Origin of the sequence: Streptomyces sp. NPDC005808 (assembly GCF_042871385.1) — a bacterium.
Taxonomy (GTDB): Bacteria; Actinomycetota; Actinomycetes; order Streptomycetales; family Streptomycetaceae; genus Streptomyces.
The window spans coordinates 78,586-94,291 of the sequence record NZ_JBIAIK010000010.1; the positions used below are offsets into that span (position 1 = coordinate 78,586).

A 15,706-nucleotide genomic window follows, 5' to 3' on the forward strand; every position below is an offset into this window, starting at 1 on the left:
CCGGTTACGGCCTGCGGGCCGACGTGACGCGGTAGACGTCGTAGACGCCCTCGACGCCCCGGACCGCCTTCAGGACGTGCCCCAGGTGCTTCGGGTCGCCCATCTCGAAGGTGAAGCGGGACGTGGCGACCCGGTCCCGGGACGTCTGGACGGCCGCGGACAGGATGTTGACGTGCTGGTCCGACAGGACACGTGTGACGTCCGAGAGGAGCCGCGAGCGGTCCAGTGCCTCGACCTGGATGGCGACCAGGAAGACCGAGGACTGGGTGGGCGCCCACTCGACCTCGAGGATGCGCTCGGGTTCACGGGACAGCGACTCGATGTTGACGCAGTCGTTGCGGTGCACGGAGACACCGCTGCCACGGGTGACGAAGCCGATGATGGGGTCGCCCGGTACCGGCGTACAACAGCGGGCGAGCTTGACCCACACGTCGTCGACGCCCTTGACGACCACACCGGGGTCGGCGTTGGAACGGCGTTTGCGGCCGCGACCGCGGGGGGACGGGACGCTCTCGTCGATCTCCTCGGTGGCCGCCTCCTCGCCGCCGAGGGCCTGCACCAGTTTCTGCACGACACTCTGCGCGGCGACATGGCCCTCGCCGATCGCCGCGTACAGGGACGAGATGTCGGGGTAACGCATCTCGTGCGCCAGCGTGACCAGCGAGTCCCCCGTGAGGATGCGCTGGATCGGCAGGTTCTGTTTGCGCATCGCACGGGCGATGGCGTCCTTGCCCTGCTCGATCGCCTCGTCGCGGCGCTCCTTGGAGAACCATGCGCGGATCTTGTTGCGGGCGCGCGGCGACTTCACGAAGCCCAGCCAGTCGCGGGAGGGGCCCGCGCCGGCCGCCTTGGAGGTGAAGACCTCCACCAGGTCGCCGTTGTCCAGGGTGGATTCGAGCGGCACCAGGCGTCCGTTGACCCGTGCGCCTATCGTGCGGTGACCGACCTCCGTGTGGACCGCGTAGGCGAAGTCCACCGGCGTCGCGCCCGCCGGAAGCGCTATCACGTCGCCCTTGGGCGTGAAGACGAAGACCTCGTTGCGGGACAGGTCGAAGCGCAGGGACTCCAGGAACTCGCTGGGGTCCTCCGTCTCCTTCTGCCAGTCGAGCAACTGACGCAGCCACGCCATGTCGTTGACGCCGTCCTTGTCCCTGCCCAGGGCCTTGGGCGCGTCGGTACGCACCTTGGAGGCGCCGGCGGACGGCTCCTGCTTGTACTTCCAGTGCGCGGCGATGCCGTACTCGGCACGGCGGTGCATGTCGAACGTACGGATCTGCAGTTCGACCGGCTTGCCGTTGGGGCCGATCACCGTCGTGTGCAGCGACTGGTACATGTTGAACTTGGGCATCGCGATGTAGTCCTTGAACCGGCCGGGGACCGGGTTCCATCGCGCGTGCACCGTGCCGAGCGCCGCGTAGCAGTCGCGAACCGTGTCGACCAGGACGCGGATACCCACCAGGTCGTAGATCTCCGCGAAGTCACGGCCGCGGACGATCATCTTCTGGTAGACGCTGTAGTAGTGCTTCGGGCGGCCGGTGACCGTCGCCTTGATGCGTGCCGCACGCAGGTCGGACTGGACCTCGTCGGTCACTATGGCGAGGTACTCGTCGCGCTTGGGGGCGCGCTCGGCGACCAGCCGCACGATCTCGTCGTACATCTTGGGATAGAGGATCGCGAACGCGAGGTCCTCCAGCTCCCACTTGATGGTGTTCATGCCCAGTCGGTGGGCGAGCGGCGCGTAGATCTCCAGGGTCTCGCGCGCCTTCTTCTCCTGCTTCTCGCGCTTGAGATAGCGCATGGTGCGCATGTTGTGCAGACGGTCGGCGAGCTTGATGACCAGGACGCGGGGGTCCTTGGCCATGGCGACGACCATCTTGCGCACGGTCTCGGCCTGCGCGGCCTCGCCGAACTTGACCTTGTCGAGCTTGGTGACGCCGTCGACGAGGAGGGCGACCTGGTCGCCGAAGTCGCGCTTGAGGGTGTCCAGTCCGTACTCGGTGTCCTCGACGGTGTCGTGCAACAGGCCCGCCATCAGCGTGGCCGGGTCCATGCCGAGCTCGGCGAGGATCGTGGTCACGGCGAGCGGGTGCGTGATGTACGGGTCACCGCTCTTGCGCTTCTGGCCGCGGTGCCAGCGCTCGGCGACCTGGTAGGCCTTCTCGACCTGGCGGAGCGTCGCCGTCTCGATCTTCGGGTCGTTGCTGCGCACGATCCGCAGCAACGGCTCCAGGACCGGGTTGTAAGGGTTGGTGCGCTGCACGCCGAGCCGCGCGAGACGGGCGCGCACGCGGTTGGAGGAGCCACCGCCGGTGCGAACGGGCTGCGCCGTGGCCGCCGGCCGGACCGCCGGAGTGCTTGCGGGGCGGTCGAGTTCGGGAGGAGCCGGCTTGGGCCGTGGCTGCTCGGCCGCCTTGTCGTCCGGTGCCGACTGGGCGTGCTCGACCGGCCCGCGGCTGATGTCCTTCGCGGGCGTGGCCGCGGGACCCGAGGTCGCTTCGGGCTTGGCGGCTGTGAGTGGCTGGGCCTCGTCTGGCAAGAGGGCTCCTCGTGCGCGTTCCGGGTCCCCGGTCAGGCTCCGGACCCCCCATGGTAGCGATCCTGGGCTTCGGGCTCTCTTTCGCCCGGTGAGACTGTTCGTACAGGAGAAACACCAGAGGCGGGCACCGGATGTCTCCGGGCCCGCCTCCGCGGTGTCCTACGGGTGTCCCAGGGCTTTCCTGAGGCCTTCCTCGCGGTGGCCTCAGAGCTGGAGCAGCGCCTCCAGCGGAGCGCCCGCCAGGGCAGGCTCCAGGCGGGCGCGGCCGCCCAGGAAGCCGAGCTCCATCAGTACGGCGACGCCCGCGACCTCGGCGCCCGCCCGGCGGACGAGCTGGAGCGAGGCCTCGGCGGTGCCGCCGGTGGCGAGGACGTCGTCGACGACCATCACGCGGTCGCCCGCGGCCAGGTCCTCGGCGTGCACCTCGATCTCGGCGGAGCCGTACTCCAGCTGGTACGCCTGGCTCAGGGTCGCTCCGGGGAGCTTGCCCGCCTTGCGTACGGGGATGAAGCCGAGGCCGGCGCGGACAGCGACGGGGGCGCCGAGGATGAAGCCGCGGGCCTCCAGACCGACGATCTTCGTGGCGCCGTGGCGCAGGCTGAGCTCCGCGAGGGTGTCGGTCAGCGCCGTGAACGCGCCCGGGTCCGCCAGGAGCGGGGTGATGTCCTTGAACACCACGCCCGGCTTCGGGTAGTCGGGGACGTCACGGATGCGGCTGAGCAGCAGCTCCTCGATACCGGTCATCGGCGCTTCCCCGAAGGCCGGCCACGGCCCCGGTTGCGGGAAGCGGGCTGGTTGCGCGGGCCGACGACCGCCGGGGTGGCGTCCTCGTCGTCGTCGAACTCCTCCTCGACGACCGGCTCCTCCACGGACTCGCCCTGAGCCGCGGCCTGGGCCCGCTTGGCGAGTACGCGCTTCCTGAGGGCCTTCATCTGCGGCTCGCGCTCCTTGAGGTCGGCGACGAGCGGCGTGGCGATGAAGATCGAGGAGTACGCACCGGCCGCGAGACCGACGAACAGCGACAGCGAGATGTCGTTGAGCATGCCCGCGCCGAGGACACCGCCACCGATGAAGAGCAGGGCCGCGACCGGCAGGAGCGCCACCACCGTGGTGTTGATGGAGCGGACCAGCGTGCCGTTGATCGAGCGGTCGGCGACATCGCTGTAGGTCCAGCGGGTCTGCTTGGTGATGTCCTTCGTCTGCTCCTTGAGGCTGTCGAAGACGACGACCGTGTCGTACAGCGAGTAGCCGAGGATCGTGAGCAGACCGATCACCGTGCCCGAGGTGACCTCGAAGCCGACCAGGGCGTAGATGCCGACCGTGATGGTGATGTCGTGGATCAGGGCGACGAGTGCGGCCACGGCCATGCGCCACTCGAAGGCGATGGCCAGGTAGATCACGACGAGGATCATGAAGATCACCAGGCCCTGCCAGGCCTTGTTGGCGATGTCCTCGCCCCAGCTGGGACCGACCAGGTCGGCGGCGATCTTCTCCGGGTCGACGTTCAGGTCCTTGGCGAGAACGTTCTTGATCTCGTCGGACTTGCCGGTGTCGATGCCGGCGATCTGGATGCGCAGGCCGCCGCTGCCGAGCTTCTGGACGATCGCGTCGTGGCCGGAGGCCTCTTCCGCGTACGTCTCGGCCTGGTCGACCGAGACGCTGGTCTTCTCCGTGGTGAAGACGGCTCCGCCCCGGAACTCGATACCCATGTTCAGGCCGCCGACCGTCAGGCCGAGGATGGCCGTGATGGTGATCAGGATCGAGAGGCCGTACCAGATCTTGCGCTTGCCGACGAAGTCGTAGCCGATCTCACCGCGGTGGAGCCGGGCGCCGAGGGTGCCGAGCTTCGACATCTCACGCCTCCTTCGTGTCGACGGGGGCGGAGGGGCGACGGGTGCGGCGCAGTGGCGGCTTGGCGCCCAGTCGCTTCGGGTCGAGACCGGACCAGCTGTGGCCGCTCGCGAAGAACTGCTTGCGGGCGAGGATCGTCATCAGCGGCTTGGTGAAGAAGAAGACGACGACCACGTCGAGCAGTGTGGTCAGGCCGAGCGTGAACGCGAAGCCCTGGACCTTGCCGACGGTGACGATGAAGAGCACCGCGGCGGCGAGGAACGACACGAAGTCGGAGACCAGGATGGTGCGCCGGGCGCGCGGCCAGGCACGCTCGACGGCCGGGCGCAGCGAGCGCCCTTCACGGATCTCGTCCCGGATTCTCTCGAAGAACACGATGAACGAGTCCGCCGTGATTCCGATCGCGACGATCGCACCACAGACAGCCGGCAGGTTCAGGGCGAACCCGATGGCAGGGCCGAGCAGCGACATGATCACGTACGTGAGGACGGCGGAGACCAGCAGCGAGGCGATGGCGATGATCGACAGGCCTCGGTAGTAGACCACCAGGTAGAGGACGACCAGGGCCAGGCCGATGCCGCCCGCGATCAGACCGGCATGCAGCTGCTCTCCGGCGAGCGGAGCGGTCACCGTGGTGACGCTGGACTCCGTGAAGGTGAGCGGCAGGGCGCCGTACTTCAGCATGTTCGCCAGGTCCTGCGCCTCGGTCTGGTCGAAGGTGCCGGAGATCTCCGCACTGCCGCCGGTCAGCGCCTGGCTGACGTACGGATCGGAGACGACCTCACCGTCCAGGACGATGGCGAACTGGTTCTGCGGGGTCGTGTTCTGCGCGAGCTGACCGGTGATGTCGGCGAACTTCTTGGAGCCACCGGACGTGAAGTCCATGGTGACCTTCCAGCCCGCGGCACCCTGGGTGTCGAAGACCGCGTCGGCCGACTTGATGTCGGTGCCCGACACGGCGGCCGGGCCGAGCACGTACTTCTGCCACTGGCCGGAGGAGTTCTGACCGCAGGCCACGGTGGAGTCGGTGGACTTGGCGCCGTCGCCGGCCGCGGCGCGGGCCGACTTGTCGGTGCAGTCGAGCGCGGTGTACTCCGCCTGGAGCTTGGCGGTCGCGGCATCCACGCTCTCGGTCGCCGACGGCGAGGGACTGGCCTCGGCCGAGGCGTCGGCCGAGCTGGTCGCCGAGGGCGTGGTGTCGGCCTTCAGGGCGTCTGTGACGGCACGGCCCTGGGAGGTCGCCGTGGCCGACGGGGTGGCGGAGGCCGTCCCGTCGGTGGCTTCTTCGGAGGCACTGCTGGAAGGAGTGCTCGAAGCACTGCTGGACGTGCTCGGGGACGGGCTGGCCGACGCGTCGGTCCCGGAGACCTCGGTGGCCAGGACGGGACGGAAGTAAAGCTTGGCGGTGGTGCCGACCTGCTCCCGGGCCTGCTCGGAGTTCGTGCCCTTGGGGATGTTGACGATGATGTTCTTGTCGCCCTGGGTCTGGACCTCTGCCTCGGAGACGCCAAGACCGTTGACACGGCGGTTCATGATGTCGACCGCGGTGTCCATGTTGGTCTTGTTGATCGCGTTGGGCTGGCCCGGTTCGTTCTTCGCCGTGAGCGTGATGCTCGTGCCGCCGGCGAGGTCGATGCCGAGACGCGGAGTGGTGTGCCCGGAGAGGAACATCCCCCCGGTGAGCGCCACGATGGCGATCAGGATGAGGGCCAGCGAGCGCCCCGGCCTGCTCTGGGCGCTCGTGCTCCGGCCCTTCTTCGGTGCTGCCACCTTCTCGTACTCCCTCTCGGGCCGCCTCACGCCGGGTGAGCGCGCGGGCGGCCATGACATGGTGTCGCGATTCCGTGCGAGAACCGCACATCCCCTCGGCGGCGGGGCGCGAGCGGATCGCGCCGCGGCCTGGGGGTGTGCCTACTTCGCGTCGGACTCGCCGTCGGTCTTCTTCGGCTCAGCTTCGTCGGCCTTGGCCTCCGCGGGCTCGTCAGCCTTGGCCTCCGCGGGCTCGTCGGCCTTCGCGTCGGCGGGCTCGGCGGCGGGCTCGTCCACGGCGTCCTTCTTGCCGAGGTCGATGGGCTTGTCGTCGGAAGCGTCGGAAGAGGCGTCGGCGGCGGGCTCGTCGGTCTCGGTGAGGGAGGACGCGTCGTCCGGGACGACGGTGCCATCGGACTTCAGGTCGTGCTCGACGCCGTGGACGATGCGGTTGTACTCGTCGTCGGACAGGACGGCGCCGATGGAGTTCTTGGCGAAGACGAGGTCCACGCCGGGGGCCGCGTCAAGAAGGACCGTCTCCTCGTTGACCTCCTTCACCGTCGCGTACAGGCCGCCGATCGTGCGGACGCCGGTGCCGGGCTGCATCTCATTGCGCATCTGCGCGGCCGCTGACTGCTTGCGCTTGGCCGAGCGGGTCATCAGGAACATCGCCCCGATGAGCACGATGAACGGGAGGAGGGTCACGAGACTCACGGGTCGGAACTTCCTTCAGTCGACCGCGATGGTGAGCGGCCTATTGGATGGGGGTGTGTGCACCGCCGACAAGGGCGGCATCGGCGGAGTCTAAGCGAGTCCGCACTGATGGAACAACGCTCAGCATGGCACCGGGGTTCCTTCCCCGCGCCGGACCAGCGCCGTCACGTCCCGAACAGGTCCTGTTGTCCGTTTCCGCCGGTTGACTGGTGGGGCGGGGTGAGTCCGAGATGTGCCCACGCGGCCGGTGTCGCCACCCGGCCACGGGGAGTACGGGCGAGTAGTCCCTCCCGTACGAGGAAGGGCTCGGCGACCTCCTCCACGGTCTCACGCTCCTCCCCCACCGCGACCGCGAGCGTGGACAGGCCGACCGGACCGCCGCCGAAGAGCTTGAGCAGGGCTTCGAGCACTCCGCGGTCCAGGCGGTCGAGGCCGCGCGCGTCCACCTCGTACACGGCGAGAGCCGCCGAGGCGATGTCCTTCGTGATGAAGCCGTCGGCCTTGACCTGCGCGTAGTCCCGTACGCGACGCAGCAGGCGGTTGGCGATACGGGGGGTGCCCCTGGAGCGGCCCGCGATCTCGGCGGCCCCCACGGTGTCGATCTCGACGTCGAGCAGGTTCGCCGAGCGGTGGATGACCCGCTCCAGCTCGGCGGGTTCGTAGAACTCCATGTGCGCGGTGAAGCCGAAGCGGTCGCGCAGCGGCGGGGGCAACAGTCCCGCGCGCGTGGTGGCGCCGACCAGGGTGAAGGGCGGCAGTTCGAGCGGGATGGCGGTGGCGCCGGGTCCCTTGCCGACGATGACGTCGACGCGGAAGTCCTCCATCGCCATGTAGAGCATCTCTTCGGCGGGACGGGACATGCGGTGGATCTCGTCGAGGAACAGCACCTCGCCCTCCTGGAGCGAGGAGAGGATCGCGGCGAGATCTCCTGCGTGTTGGATGGCGGGGCCGCTGGTGATGCGGATGGGGGCTTCCATCTCGGCCGCGATGATCATCGAGAGGGTGGTCTTGCCGAGTCCGGGAGCGCCCGAGAGCAGCACGTGGTCGGCGGTGGCGCCGCGCGCGCGTGCGGCACGCAGCACGAGGTCGAGCTGCTCGCGGACCTTCTCCTGGCCGATGAACTCGCCCAGGTCCTTGGGGCGCAGCGCGGCCTCGACAGCCTGGTCCTCGCGGTCGGCGGACGCTCCGACGAGCCGCTCGTCGGCGGCTTCGTCGGTCGGGTCGTCCCAGTTCATTGCGTGTGCCTCGCGGGTGATCGTAGGTGGGCCGGGTTCCGCATCCGGGGTCCGGCCCGTGGCGTAGCCGTCGGGGGCCGCCGGGTCAGCGGGCGCGGTTCAGGGTCTGCAGGGCGGCCTTCAGCAGTCGGCCGACCTGCGGGGTGCCCTCGGTGGCCTCGGCCTGCGGAGCGACCGCGGAGACCGCCTCGTCGGCCTCCCGCGTCGCGTACCCGAGGCCGATCAGCGCGGCGTGCAGCTGGTCGCGCCAGCCGGTGCTGACCGGGGCGCCGATTACGGTGCCGGTGCCGACGGGCGCGCCGAGCCGGTCCTTGAACTCCAGGAGGAGCTTCTGCGCGCCCTTCTTGCCGATGCCGGGGACGGCCATGAGTGCCTTCTCGTCGCCGGTGGACACCGCGCGGCGCAGGGCGTCCGGCGTGTGCACGGCGAGCATCGCCTGGGCGAGCCGGGGACCGACGCCACTCGCGGTCTGGAGCAGCTCGAAGGTCCCCCGCTCGTCGTCGTCCACGAAGCCGTACAGGGTCAGTGAGTCCTCGCGTACGACGAGGGAGGTGGCGAGCTTCGCGGGTTGCCCCATGCGCAGACCGGAGAGCGTGTTGGGCGTGCACTGGACGGCGATGCCGATGCCGCCGACCTCGAGAACCGCCGAGTCGGGGGCGAGGGCGGCGACCGGGCCGCTGACGAAGGCGATCATGCGGTACGGCCTTTCGATGCGGGTGGCGATACGGGCTGAGACGCTGCTGGCGCTGCCTGTTTCGATGCGTGCAGGGCGTGGGCCTGCTGGAGCCGGTTCTGCACGACGGCCTGCTGGAGCCGGCTCTGGGCGGGCCCGCGCCAGATGTGGCAGATGGCGAGGGCGAGGGCGTCGGCGGCGTCGGCGGGCTTCGGGGGCGCGTCCAGCCGCAGGAGGCGGGTGACCATCGCCCCGACCTGGGCCTTGTCCGCGCGGCCCTGGCCGGTGACGGCCGCCTTGACCTCGCTCGGGGTGTGCAGAGCGACCGGGATGCCGCGCCGGGCGGCGCAGAGCATGGCGACCGCGCTGGCCTGGGCGGTGCCCATCACCGTACGGACGTTGTGCTGGCTGAACACCCGCTCCACGGCGACGAATTCGGGCTTGTACTCGTCGAGCCACTGCTCGATGCCCTGCTCGATGGCGACGAGGCGCTGTCCCAACTCGGCGTCCACCGGGGTGCGTACGACTCCGACGCCGCGCATGGTGAGGGGCCGGCCGGCGACACCTTCGACGACACCGACACCGCACCGCGTGAGCCCGGGGTCAACACCCAGTACCAGCACCAAGCCCCCTCTTTCGCTTGCCTGTTTGTGCAGGCTATCGGGTGCCGCTGACAAAGCGACGGGCCGACGGGGTGTGTCCCGTCGGCCCGTTCCGCTGTCAGCGCCTCAGGCGTCGACCTTCGCCATGACGTCGTCGCTCACGTCGAAGTTGGCGAAGACGTTCTGCACGTCGTCGCTGTCCTCGAGGGCGTCGATCAGCTTGAAGATCTTCCGGGCGCCTTCTTCGTCGAGCTCGACCTGCATGGTCGGGACGAAGTTCGCCTCGGCGGAGTCGTAGTCGATGTCCGCCCCCTGGAGCGCGGTGCGCACCGCGACCAGGTCGGTGGCCTCGGAGACGACCTCGTAGGAGTCACCGAGGTCGTTGACCTCCTCGGCTCCCGCGTCGAGCACGGCACCCAGGACGTCGTCCTCGCTCAGCTCACCCTTGGGGACGATCACGACGCCCTTGCGGTGGAAGAGGTAGGAGACGGAGCCCGGGTCTGCCATGTTGCCGCCGTTGCGGGTCATGGCGACGCGGACGTCCGAGGCGGCTCGGTTGCGGTTGTCGGTGAGGCACTCGATGAGCACCGCCACACCGTTCGGGCCGTAACCCTCGTACATGATCGTCTCGTAGTCGGCGCCACCGGCTTCGAGACCGGCGCCACGCTTGACCGCGGAGTCGATGTTCTTGTTCGGGACCGAGCTCTTCTTGGCCTTCTGGATGGCGTCGAACAGCGTCGGGTTGCCGGACACGTCGGCGCCGCCCGTGCGGGCCGCGACCTCGATGTTCTTGATCATCTTCGCGAAGAGCTTGCCGCGTTTGGCGTCGATCACGGCCTTCTTGTGCTTCGTCGTAGCCCATTTAGAGTGGCCGGACATCTGCCTGTCTCCTTCGCGTAACCCATCCCGTACGAACTCCCCGGGCTTTTGGAGCCTGGGGGATCCCCAGATCCTACAAGGACTCCGGTGTCCGGTTCGCGCGCACCATGTCGACGAACAGGGCGTGCACGCGGTGGTCCCCGGTCAGTTCGGGGTGGAACGACGTGGCGAGCGCACTGCCCTGCCGTACGGCGACGATGTGGCCCTCGTGCTCCGCGAGCACCTCGGTCTCGGCGCCCACGGACTCGACCCAGGGAGCACGGATGAAGACGCCCTCCACAGGATCGCCGTCGACGCCCGTGACGTCGACCGCCGCCTCGAAGGACTCGTTCTGACGGCCGAAGGCGTTGCGGCGCACGATCATGTCGATGCCGCCGATGGTCTCCTGGCCCGAGCGCGGGTCGAGGATCTTGTCGGCGAGCATGATCATGCCCGCGCAGGTGCCGTAGACCGGCATACCGGCCCGCACGCGCGCGCGGAGGGGTTCCATCAGGCCGAACAGGACGGCCAGTTTGGAGATGGTGGTGGATTCGCCGCCGGGGATGACCAGACCCTCGACCTCGGCGAGTTCCTCGGGGCGCCGCACCGGCCTGGCCACGGCATCCGCCGCGGCCAGGGCGATCAGGTGCTCCCGTACGTCACCCTGGAGAGCCAGGACGCCTATGACAGGAGTGCTCATGGGTGACTACCAGCCACGGTTCGCGTAGCGCTCGGCCTCGGGGAGGGTGTCGCAGTTGATGCCGACCATGGCCTCGCCCAGGTTGCGGGACGCGTCCGCGATGATCTTCGGGTCGTCGTAGAAGGTAGTGGCCTTCACGATGGCGGCGGCGCGCTTGGCCGGGTCGCCGGACTTGAAGATGCCGGAGCCGACGAAGACGCCCTCGGCACCGAGCTGGCGCATCAGCGCGGCGTCGGCGGGGGTCGCGACACCACCGGCGGAGAACAGCACGACCGGCAGCTTGCCCAGCTCGGCGACCTCCCTGACGATCTCGTACGGTGCGCGCAGCTCCTTCGCGGCGGCGTACAGCTCGTTGTTGTCGTAGCCGCGCAGCCTGGCGATCTCGTTCTTGATCTGGCGCAGGTGGCGGACGGCCTCGACGACGTTGCCGGTGCCGGCCTCGCCCTTGGAGCGGATCATGGCGGCACCCTCGGCGATGCGGCGCAGGGCCTCGCCCAGGTTGGTGGCGCCGCACACGAAGGGGGTCGTGAACGCCCACTTGTCGGAGTGGTTGACCTCGTCGGCCGGGGTGAGGACCTCGGACTCGTCGATGTAGTCGACGCCGAGGGACTGGAGCACCTGGGCCTCGACGAAGTGGCCGATACGGGACTTGGCCATGACCGGGATCGAGACCGCGTCGATGATCTCCTCGATCATGGTCGGGTCCGACATGCGGGCCACGCCGCCGTCCTTGCGGATGTCGGCCGGGACGCGCTCCAGGGCCATGACGGCGACGGCGCCCGCGTCCTCGGCGATCTTCGCCTGCTCGGCGTTGACCACATCCATGATCACACCGCCCTTGAGCTGCTCGGCCATGCCGCGCTTCACGCGCGCGGTGCCGGTCGCAGTGGTTTCGGTGGGCTGTGCGGAGTTGGAGAGCGTGCTGGACACGGGTTGACCTCACTCGGTGAAAGAGGGTTGCTGCACTACCGAGGAAACGCGAGTGAACCAGGCCACAGCAAGGGCCAATGGGGAGGCGGTGGCTCATTTTTCTGCGCCCGCGGGGGCGCAGAACCCCCAGGAGCCCCGGGCTCAGCTCGTCGGACGGTCCGCCAGTGCCACCGGGGCCTCGTCGTCCATCTCGAAGGCCAGCGGAAACGGCGCGTGCCCGGCCAGATGGAACCAGCGGACCGCACGGTGCTCGCGGAGCGCCCGGGCGGCCCGTACGGCGTCGTTGTGGAAGCGCCGGGCCATCGGTACCCGCCGAACCGCCTGGGCCAGCTCCCCGGCGGCCTCCTCGCCCCCGGGCGCGGACCGCACGGCCTCGACCTGCTGAACCTCCCCGAACACGGCCCGCAGCGCCTGGCTCAGGTCGCTCTCGGCCACCTCACGTTGCTCCTCCTCGGCCTGCCGGGCCGCGTGCGCCGCCTCGTACAGCACGATCGACGCGGCCGGATCGAGCACTCCGGACGTGGCCAGTTCCTGGGCGACCGAGGCCCGGCGCAGGAGTTGCGCGTCGAGGGCGGCGCGTGCCGCGTCGATCCGGGCGTGCAGCCGGTCGAGCCGGCCCGCGGTCCAGCTCAGGTAGAGGCCGATCGCGACAAGGCCGACGAGGATCCAGATCAGGGTTGGGGTCACGGGCGGAAGGCTACCTGTGCATGGGCTGAGCTCTTCGAGGCCCCGGACACGGGCAGTTGGAAAAGCGAACTGTGCACTTCCTGGGAGGGGCGGACGTGTCCACCCCCCTCAGCTCGTCTCCCTCAGTCCCGAGCCAGCCCGAACCGCGCCCGCAGCCCCGTGCGTTCATCGGCGGCCACGGCCGCCGCCCCGTCCGTCACCGTCTCGTACACGGACAGGATGTCCGCCCCGACGGTCGACCAGTCGAACCGCCGTACATGCGCGCTCCCCCGCTCGCGCAGCTCCGCGCGACGCGCGGGATCGCCGAGGAGCCGTACGGCGGAGGCGGCCAGTGCGTCCGCGTCCTCGTTGGTGAACAGCTCGCCGGCCGCTCCCTGGTCCAGCACCTGCGTGAACGCGTCCAGGTCGGAGGCCAGCACCGGCGCCCCCGCCGAAAGGGCCTCCACCAGGATGATCCCGAAGCTCTCGCCGCCGGTGTTGGGCGCCACGTACACGTCGACACTGCGCAGGAAGCGTGCCTTGTCCTCGTCGCTGACCATGCCGAGGAACTCGACCCGCGCACGCATCTCCGCCGGCAGGTCCTCGACGGCCTCTTTCTCGTCGCCGCGCCCCGCGACCAGGAGCCGGGTCCGCGGGCGCTCCGCCAGGATCTTCGGCAGGGCCTTCATGAGGACGGGCAGGCCCTTGCGGGGCTCGTCGATCCGGCCGATGAAGCCGAGGGTTTCGCCCTGCCACTCGGCCTTGGGCTTGGCGCGGGCGAAGAAGTCGACGTCGACGCCGTTCGGGATGACGACCGCGTCGCCGCCCAGGTGCTCGACCAGGGTGCGGCGCGCGTACTCGCTCACCGCGATCCGCGCGCGGATCTTCTCCAGGGCGGGCTGCAGGATCGGGTACGCGGCGATCATCGCCCGGGAGCGCGGGTTGGAGGTGTGGAAGGTGGCGACGATCGGGCCCTGTGCGGCCCAGCAGGCCAGCAGACCCAGCGACGGCGAGGCCGGTTCGTGGATGTGGATCACGTCGAAGGTGCCGTCGTGCAGCCAACGCCGCACCCGGGCCGCCGACAGGAAGCCGAAGTTCAGCCGGGCCACCGAGCCGTTGTACGGCACGGGAACCGCTCGGCCCGCCGAGACGACGTACGGCGGCAAGGGGGTCTCGTCGTCCGCGGGGGCGAGGACGGACACCTCGTGTCCGAGGCGGATGAGGTGCTCGGCCAGATCACGGATGTGGAACTGGACGCCGCCCGGCACATCCCAGGAGTACGGGCAGACGATGCCGATCCTCACGGGGACCCCTTCTCTGGATACTGCCGAGGACCCTGATCGGGCCCATTCTGGGGGTCCCTCTCAGGATCGAGGTCCTTGAGCCACAAGCGCTGGAGCATGTGCCAGTCCTCCGGATGGTCGGCGATCCCGGTGGCGAAGGCGTCGGCCAGCGCCTGTGTCATGGCAGACGTCTTTTCGGCCCGGGTGCCTGCCTCAGGGACCTCGACAGGGGGGTGTACACGGCCCTGCATCACGGGCGAGTCGTCGTACCAGAGCGTCACGGGAAGGAGCAGGGCACCGGTCTGCTGGGCCAGCAGCGCCGGCCCGGCGGGCATCCGGGTCGCCTCGCCGAAGAACTCGACCTCGACGCCGGACGCGGACAGATCGCGCTCGGCGACCAGACAGACCAGCCCGCCGTCGCGCAGCCGGCGGGCCAGCGTGCCGAACGCGGTGCCGCCGCTGTGCGGCAGGACCTCCATGCCGAGACCCTCGCGATAGGCGACGAAACGGTCGTACAGCGACTCGGGCTTGAGCCGTTCGGCGACGGTGGTGAAGGGGGTCGCGAGCTTGGTGGTGACCCAGGCACCCGCGAGATCCCAGTTGCCCATGTGCGGCAGGGCCAGGATCACACCTTTGCCGGAGGCGATCCCGTCGGTGAGGTGGTGGACGTCCTTCACCTCGAGGCCCGTCTTCACGCGCTCCTCGCTCCACGCCGGAAGGCGGAAGGACTCCATCCAGTAGCGCAGATACGAGCGCATGCCCGCCCTGGAGAGTTCGGCGAGCCGCTCCGGGGTCGCGTCGGGCACCACGCGCGCGTAGTTGCTCTCGAGACGCCGTACGCCCTTGCCGCGTTTCTTCCATGCGATGTCGGCGATGGTCCGGCCCAGCCGCACAGCGACCGGCTCGGGGAGCTTCTTGACGGTGCTCCAGCCGAGCGCGTACGCCCCGTCCGTCAGCCGGTCCTGGAGACCGCTCACGACGGGGTCCCGCTGCTCCGGGCCTCGGCCGCGGCCGCGGCGTCCGCCTCCGCGGACTCCCTGCGCACCGTCACCACGCGCTGGATCAGCGTGACCAGGCTGCCGACGGCGACGATCCACAGAGCGATGGGCAGCAGTACGTCGATGCCGGGCACACCGAACTTGTGGAAGCCCGCGAGGCCCGCCGCGACCAGTGAGATCACCAGCCTCTCGGCGCGCTCGATCAGTCCGTTGACCGCGACCGGCAGACCGATGGACTCGCCACGGGCCTTGGTGTACGAGACCACCTGCCCGCTGGCCAGGCAGAAGATCGAGACGGCGCACAGGACGTTGTTGTCGCCGCTGCCCGCGTACCAGAGCGCGAAGCCGCCGAAGACCGCGCTGTCGGCGACCCGGTCGAGCGTCGAGTCCAGGAAGGCACCCCAGCGGCTGGTGCGGCCGAGCTGGCGCGCCATGTTCCCGTCGACGAGGTCCGAGAACACGAAGAGCGTGATCACGATCGTGCCCCAGAAGAACTCTCCGCGGGGGAAGAAGACCAGCGCGCCCGCCACCACTCCGGCCGTACCCAGGAGGGTGACCGTGTCGGGGCTTACCCCCCGGCGGATGAGAAACGCGGCGAACGGTGTGAGGACACGCGTGAAGAATGCACGCGCGTACTTGTTCAGCATGGCCTTCCCGAGGGTCGGTGTCGCCGCGCGGCCCCTGCTGGCCACCGGCTGGCCCATCGTAGCCACGCGCGCGCTTGTGCGATGGCCGGGCACCCGCGCCACCTCGTCCCGACGTGCTCACGCCGGTCTCCTGGCGCGATCACGTCCGCTGTATGGACGCACCGTGACGCGAGTGGAAAGCTCGAAGACACCGCGGGCGTCACCGGAGCCGCCACCGCACGCGGATCCGCATGTCCGCGCCCACAGTGACCTCACCGTGCACGG

The 15,706-nt window shown here is 69.6% G+C and carries 15 protein-coding genes; all 15 read right to left on the reverse strand.

Translation table 11 applies throughout. The features are described from left to right. Nucleotides 1–4 precede the first annotated feature (4 nt). The 15 genes from ACFYPC_RS22670 to pgsA all read right to left on the reverse strand — a co-directional run bounded on the left by ACFYPC_RS22670 (nt 5) and on the right by pgsA (nt 15,499). Complete coding sequence (locus ACFYPC_RS22670) at nt 5–2,536, reverse strand: RelA/SpoT family protein (RefSeq protein ID WP_388679058.1); 2,532 nt, start codon at nt 2,534–2,536, stop codon at nt 5–7. Between the two features lie 204 nt (nt 2,537–2,740). Beyond that, a complete protein-coding gene (locus ACFYPC_RS22675; protein ID WP_388679061.1) occupies nt 2,741–3,280 on the reverse strand; it encodes an adenine phosphoribosyltransferase in 540 nt (179 codons plus the stop codon). Continuing rightward, the gene (gene secF / locus ACFYPC_RS22680) at nt 3,277–4,389 is read right to left on the reverse strand and encodes a protein translocase subunit SecF (RefSeq protein ID WP_388679064.1); all 1,113 of its coding nucleotides are present in this window, start codon (nt 4,387–4,389) and stop codon (nt 3,277–3,279) included. Before secF ends, ACFYPC_RS22675 begins: the two co-directional genes overlap by 4 nt. A 1-nt stretch (nt 4,390) precedes the next feature. After that, entirely contained in the window at nt 4,391–6,157 is a 1,767-nt protein-coding gene (secD, locus tag ACFYPC_RS22685) for a protein translocase subunit SecD (protein WP_388679066.1), read from the reverse strand. 141 nt (nt 6,158–6,298) lie between these two features. Further along, nucleotides 6,299–6,850 carry a preprotein translocase subunit YajC gene (gene yajC, locus ACFYPC_RS22690; RefSeq protein WP_388679069.1) on the reverse strand — a complete coding sequence of 184 codons (552 nt, stop codon included), beginning with the start codon at nt 6,848–6,850 and terminating at the stop codon, nt 6,299–6,301. A 164-nt stretch (nt 6,851–7,014) separates the two neighbouring features. Continuing rightward, nucleotides 7,015–8,085: a Holliday junction branch migration DNA helicase RuvB gene (gene ruvB / locus ACFYPC_RS22695; RefSeq protein WP_388679072.1), complete on the reverse strand. Its 1,071-nt coding sequence runs from the start codon at nt 8,083–8,085 to the stop codon at nt 7,015–7,017. An 85-nt stretch (nt 8,086–8,170) separates the two neighbouring features. Beyond that, nucleotides 8,171–8,779, reverse strand: a complete 609-nt coding sequence (gene ruvA, locus ACFYPC_RS22700; protein ID WP_388679075.1) for a Holliday junction branch migration protein RuvA — start codon at nt 8,777–8,779, stop codon at nt 8,171–8,173. Continuing rightward, nucleotides 8,776–9,381: a crossover junction endodeoxyribonuclease RuvC gene (gene ruvC, locus ACFYPC_RS22705; RefSeq protein ID WP_388679470.1), complete on the reverse strand. Its 606-nt coding sequence runs from the start codon at nt 9,379–9,381 to the stop codon at nt 8,776–8,778. The genes ruvA and ruvC overlap by 4 nt, the downstream gene beginning before the upstream one ends. Before the next feature lie 105 nt (nt 9,382–9,486). After that, a complete protein-coding gene (locus ACFYPC_RS22710) occupies nt 9,487–10,239 on the reverse strand; it encodes a YebC/PmpR family DNA-binding transcriptional regulator (RefSeq protein ID WP_388679077.1) in 753 nt (250 codons plus the stop codon). A gap of 73 nt (nt 10,240–10,312) precedes the next feature. Then, complete coding sequence (gene pdxT / locus ACFYPC_RS22715) at nt 10,313–10,918, reverse strand: pyridoxal 5'-phosphate synthase glutaminase subunit PdxT (RefSeq protein ID WP_388679080.1); 606 nt, start codon at nt 10,916–10,918, stop codon at nt 10,313–10,315. A 6-nt stretch (nt 10,919–10,924) separates the two neighbouring features. Further along, nucleotides 10,925–11,848, reverse strand: a complete 924-nt coding sequence (pdxS, locus tag ACFYPC_RS22720) for a pyridoxal 5'-phosphate synthase lyase subunit PdxS (protein WP_384389175.1) — start codon at nt 11,846–11,848, stop codon at nt 10,925–10,927. A 141-nt stretch (nt 11,849–11,989) separates the two neighbouring features. Further along, complete coding sequence (locus ACFYPC_RS22725; RefSeq protein ID WP_388679083.1) at nt 11,990–12,535, reverse strand: hypothetical protein; 546 nt, start codon at nt 12,533–12,535, stop codon at nt 11,990–11,992. Nucleotides 12,536–12,657: 122 nt separating this feature from the next. After that, nucleotides 12,658–13,818: a glycosyltransferase family 4 protein gene (locus ACFYPC_RS22730; RefSeq protein WP_388679084.1), complete on the reverse strand. Its 1,161-nt coding sequence runs from the start codon at nt 13,816–13,818 to the stop codon at nt 12,658–12,660. Beyond that, a complete protein-coding gene (locus ACFYPC_RS22735; protein ID WP_388679086.1) occupies nt 13,815–14,774 on the reverse strand; it encodes a phosphatidylinositol mannoside acyltransferase in 960 nt (319 codons plus the stop codon). The genes ACFYPC_RS22730 and ACFYPC_RS22735 overlap by 4 nt, the downstream gene beginning before the upstream one ends. Beyond that, nucleotides 14,771–15,499 carry a phosphatidylinositol phosphate synthase gene (gene pgsA, locus ACFYPC_RS22740; protein WP_388679473.1) on the reverse strand — a complete coding sequence of 243 codons (729 nt, stop codon included), beginning with the start codon at nt 15,497–15,499 and terminating at the stop codon, nt 14,771–14,773. Before pgsA ends, ACFYPC_RS22735 begins: the two co-directional genes overlap by 4 nt. Between the last annotated feature and the right edge of the window lie 207 nt (nt 15,500–15,706).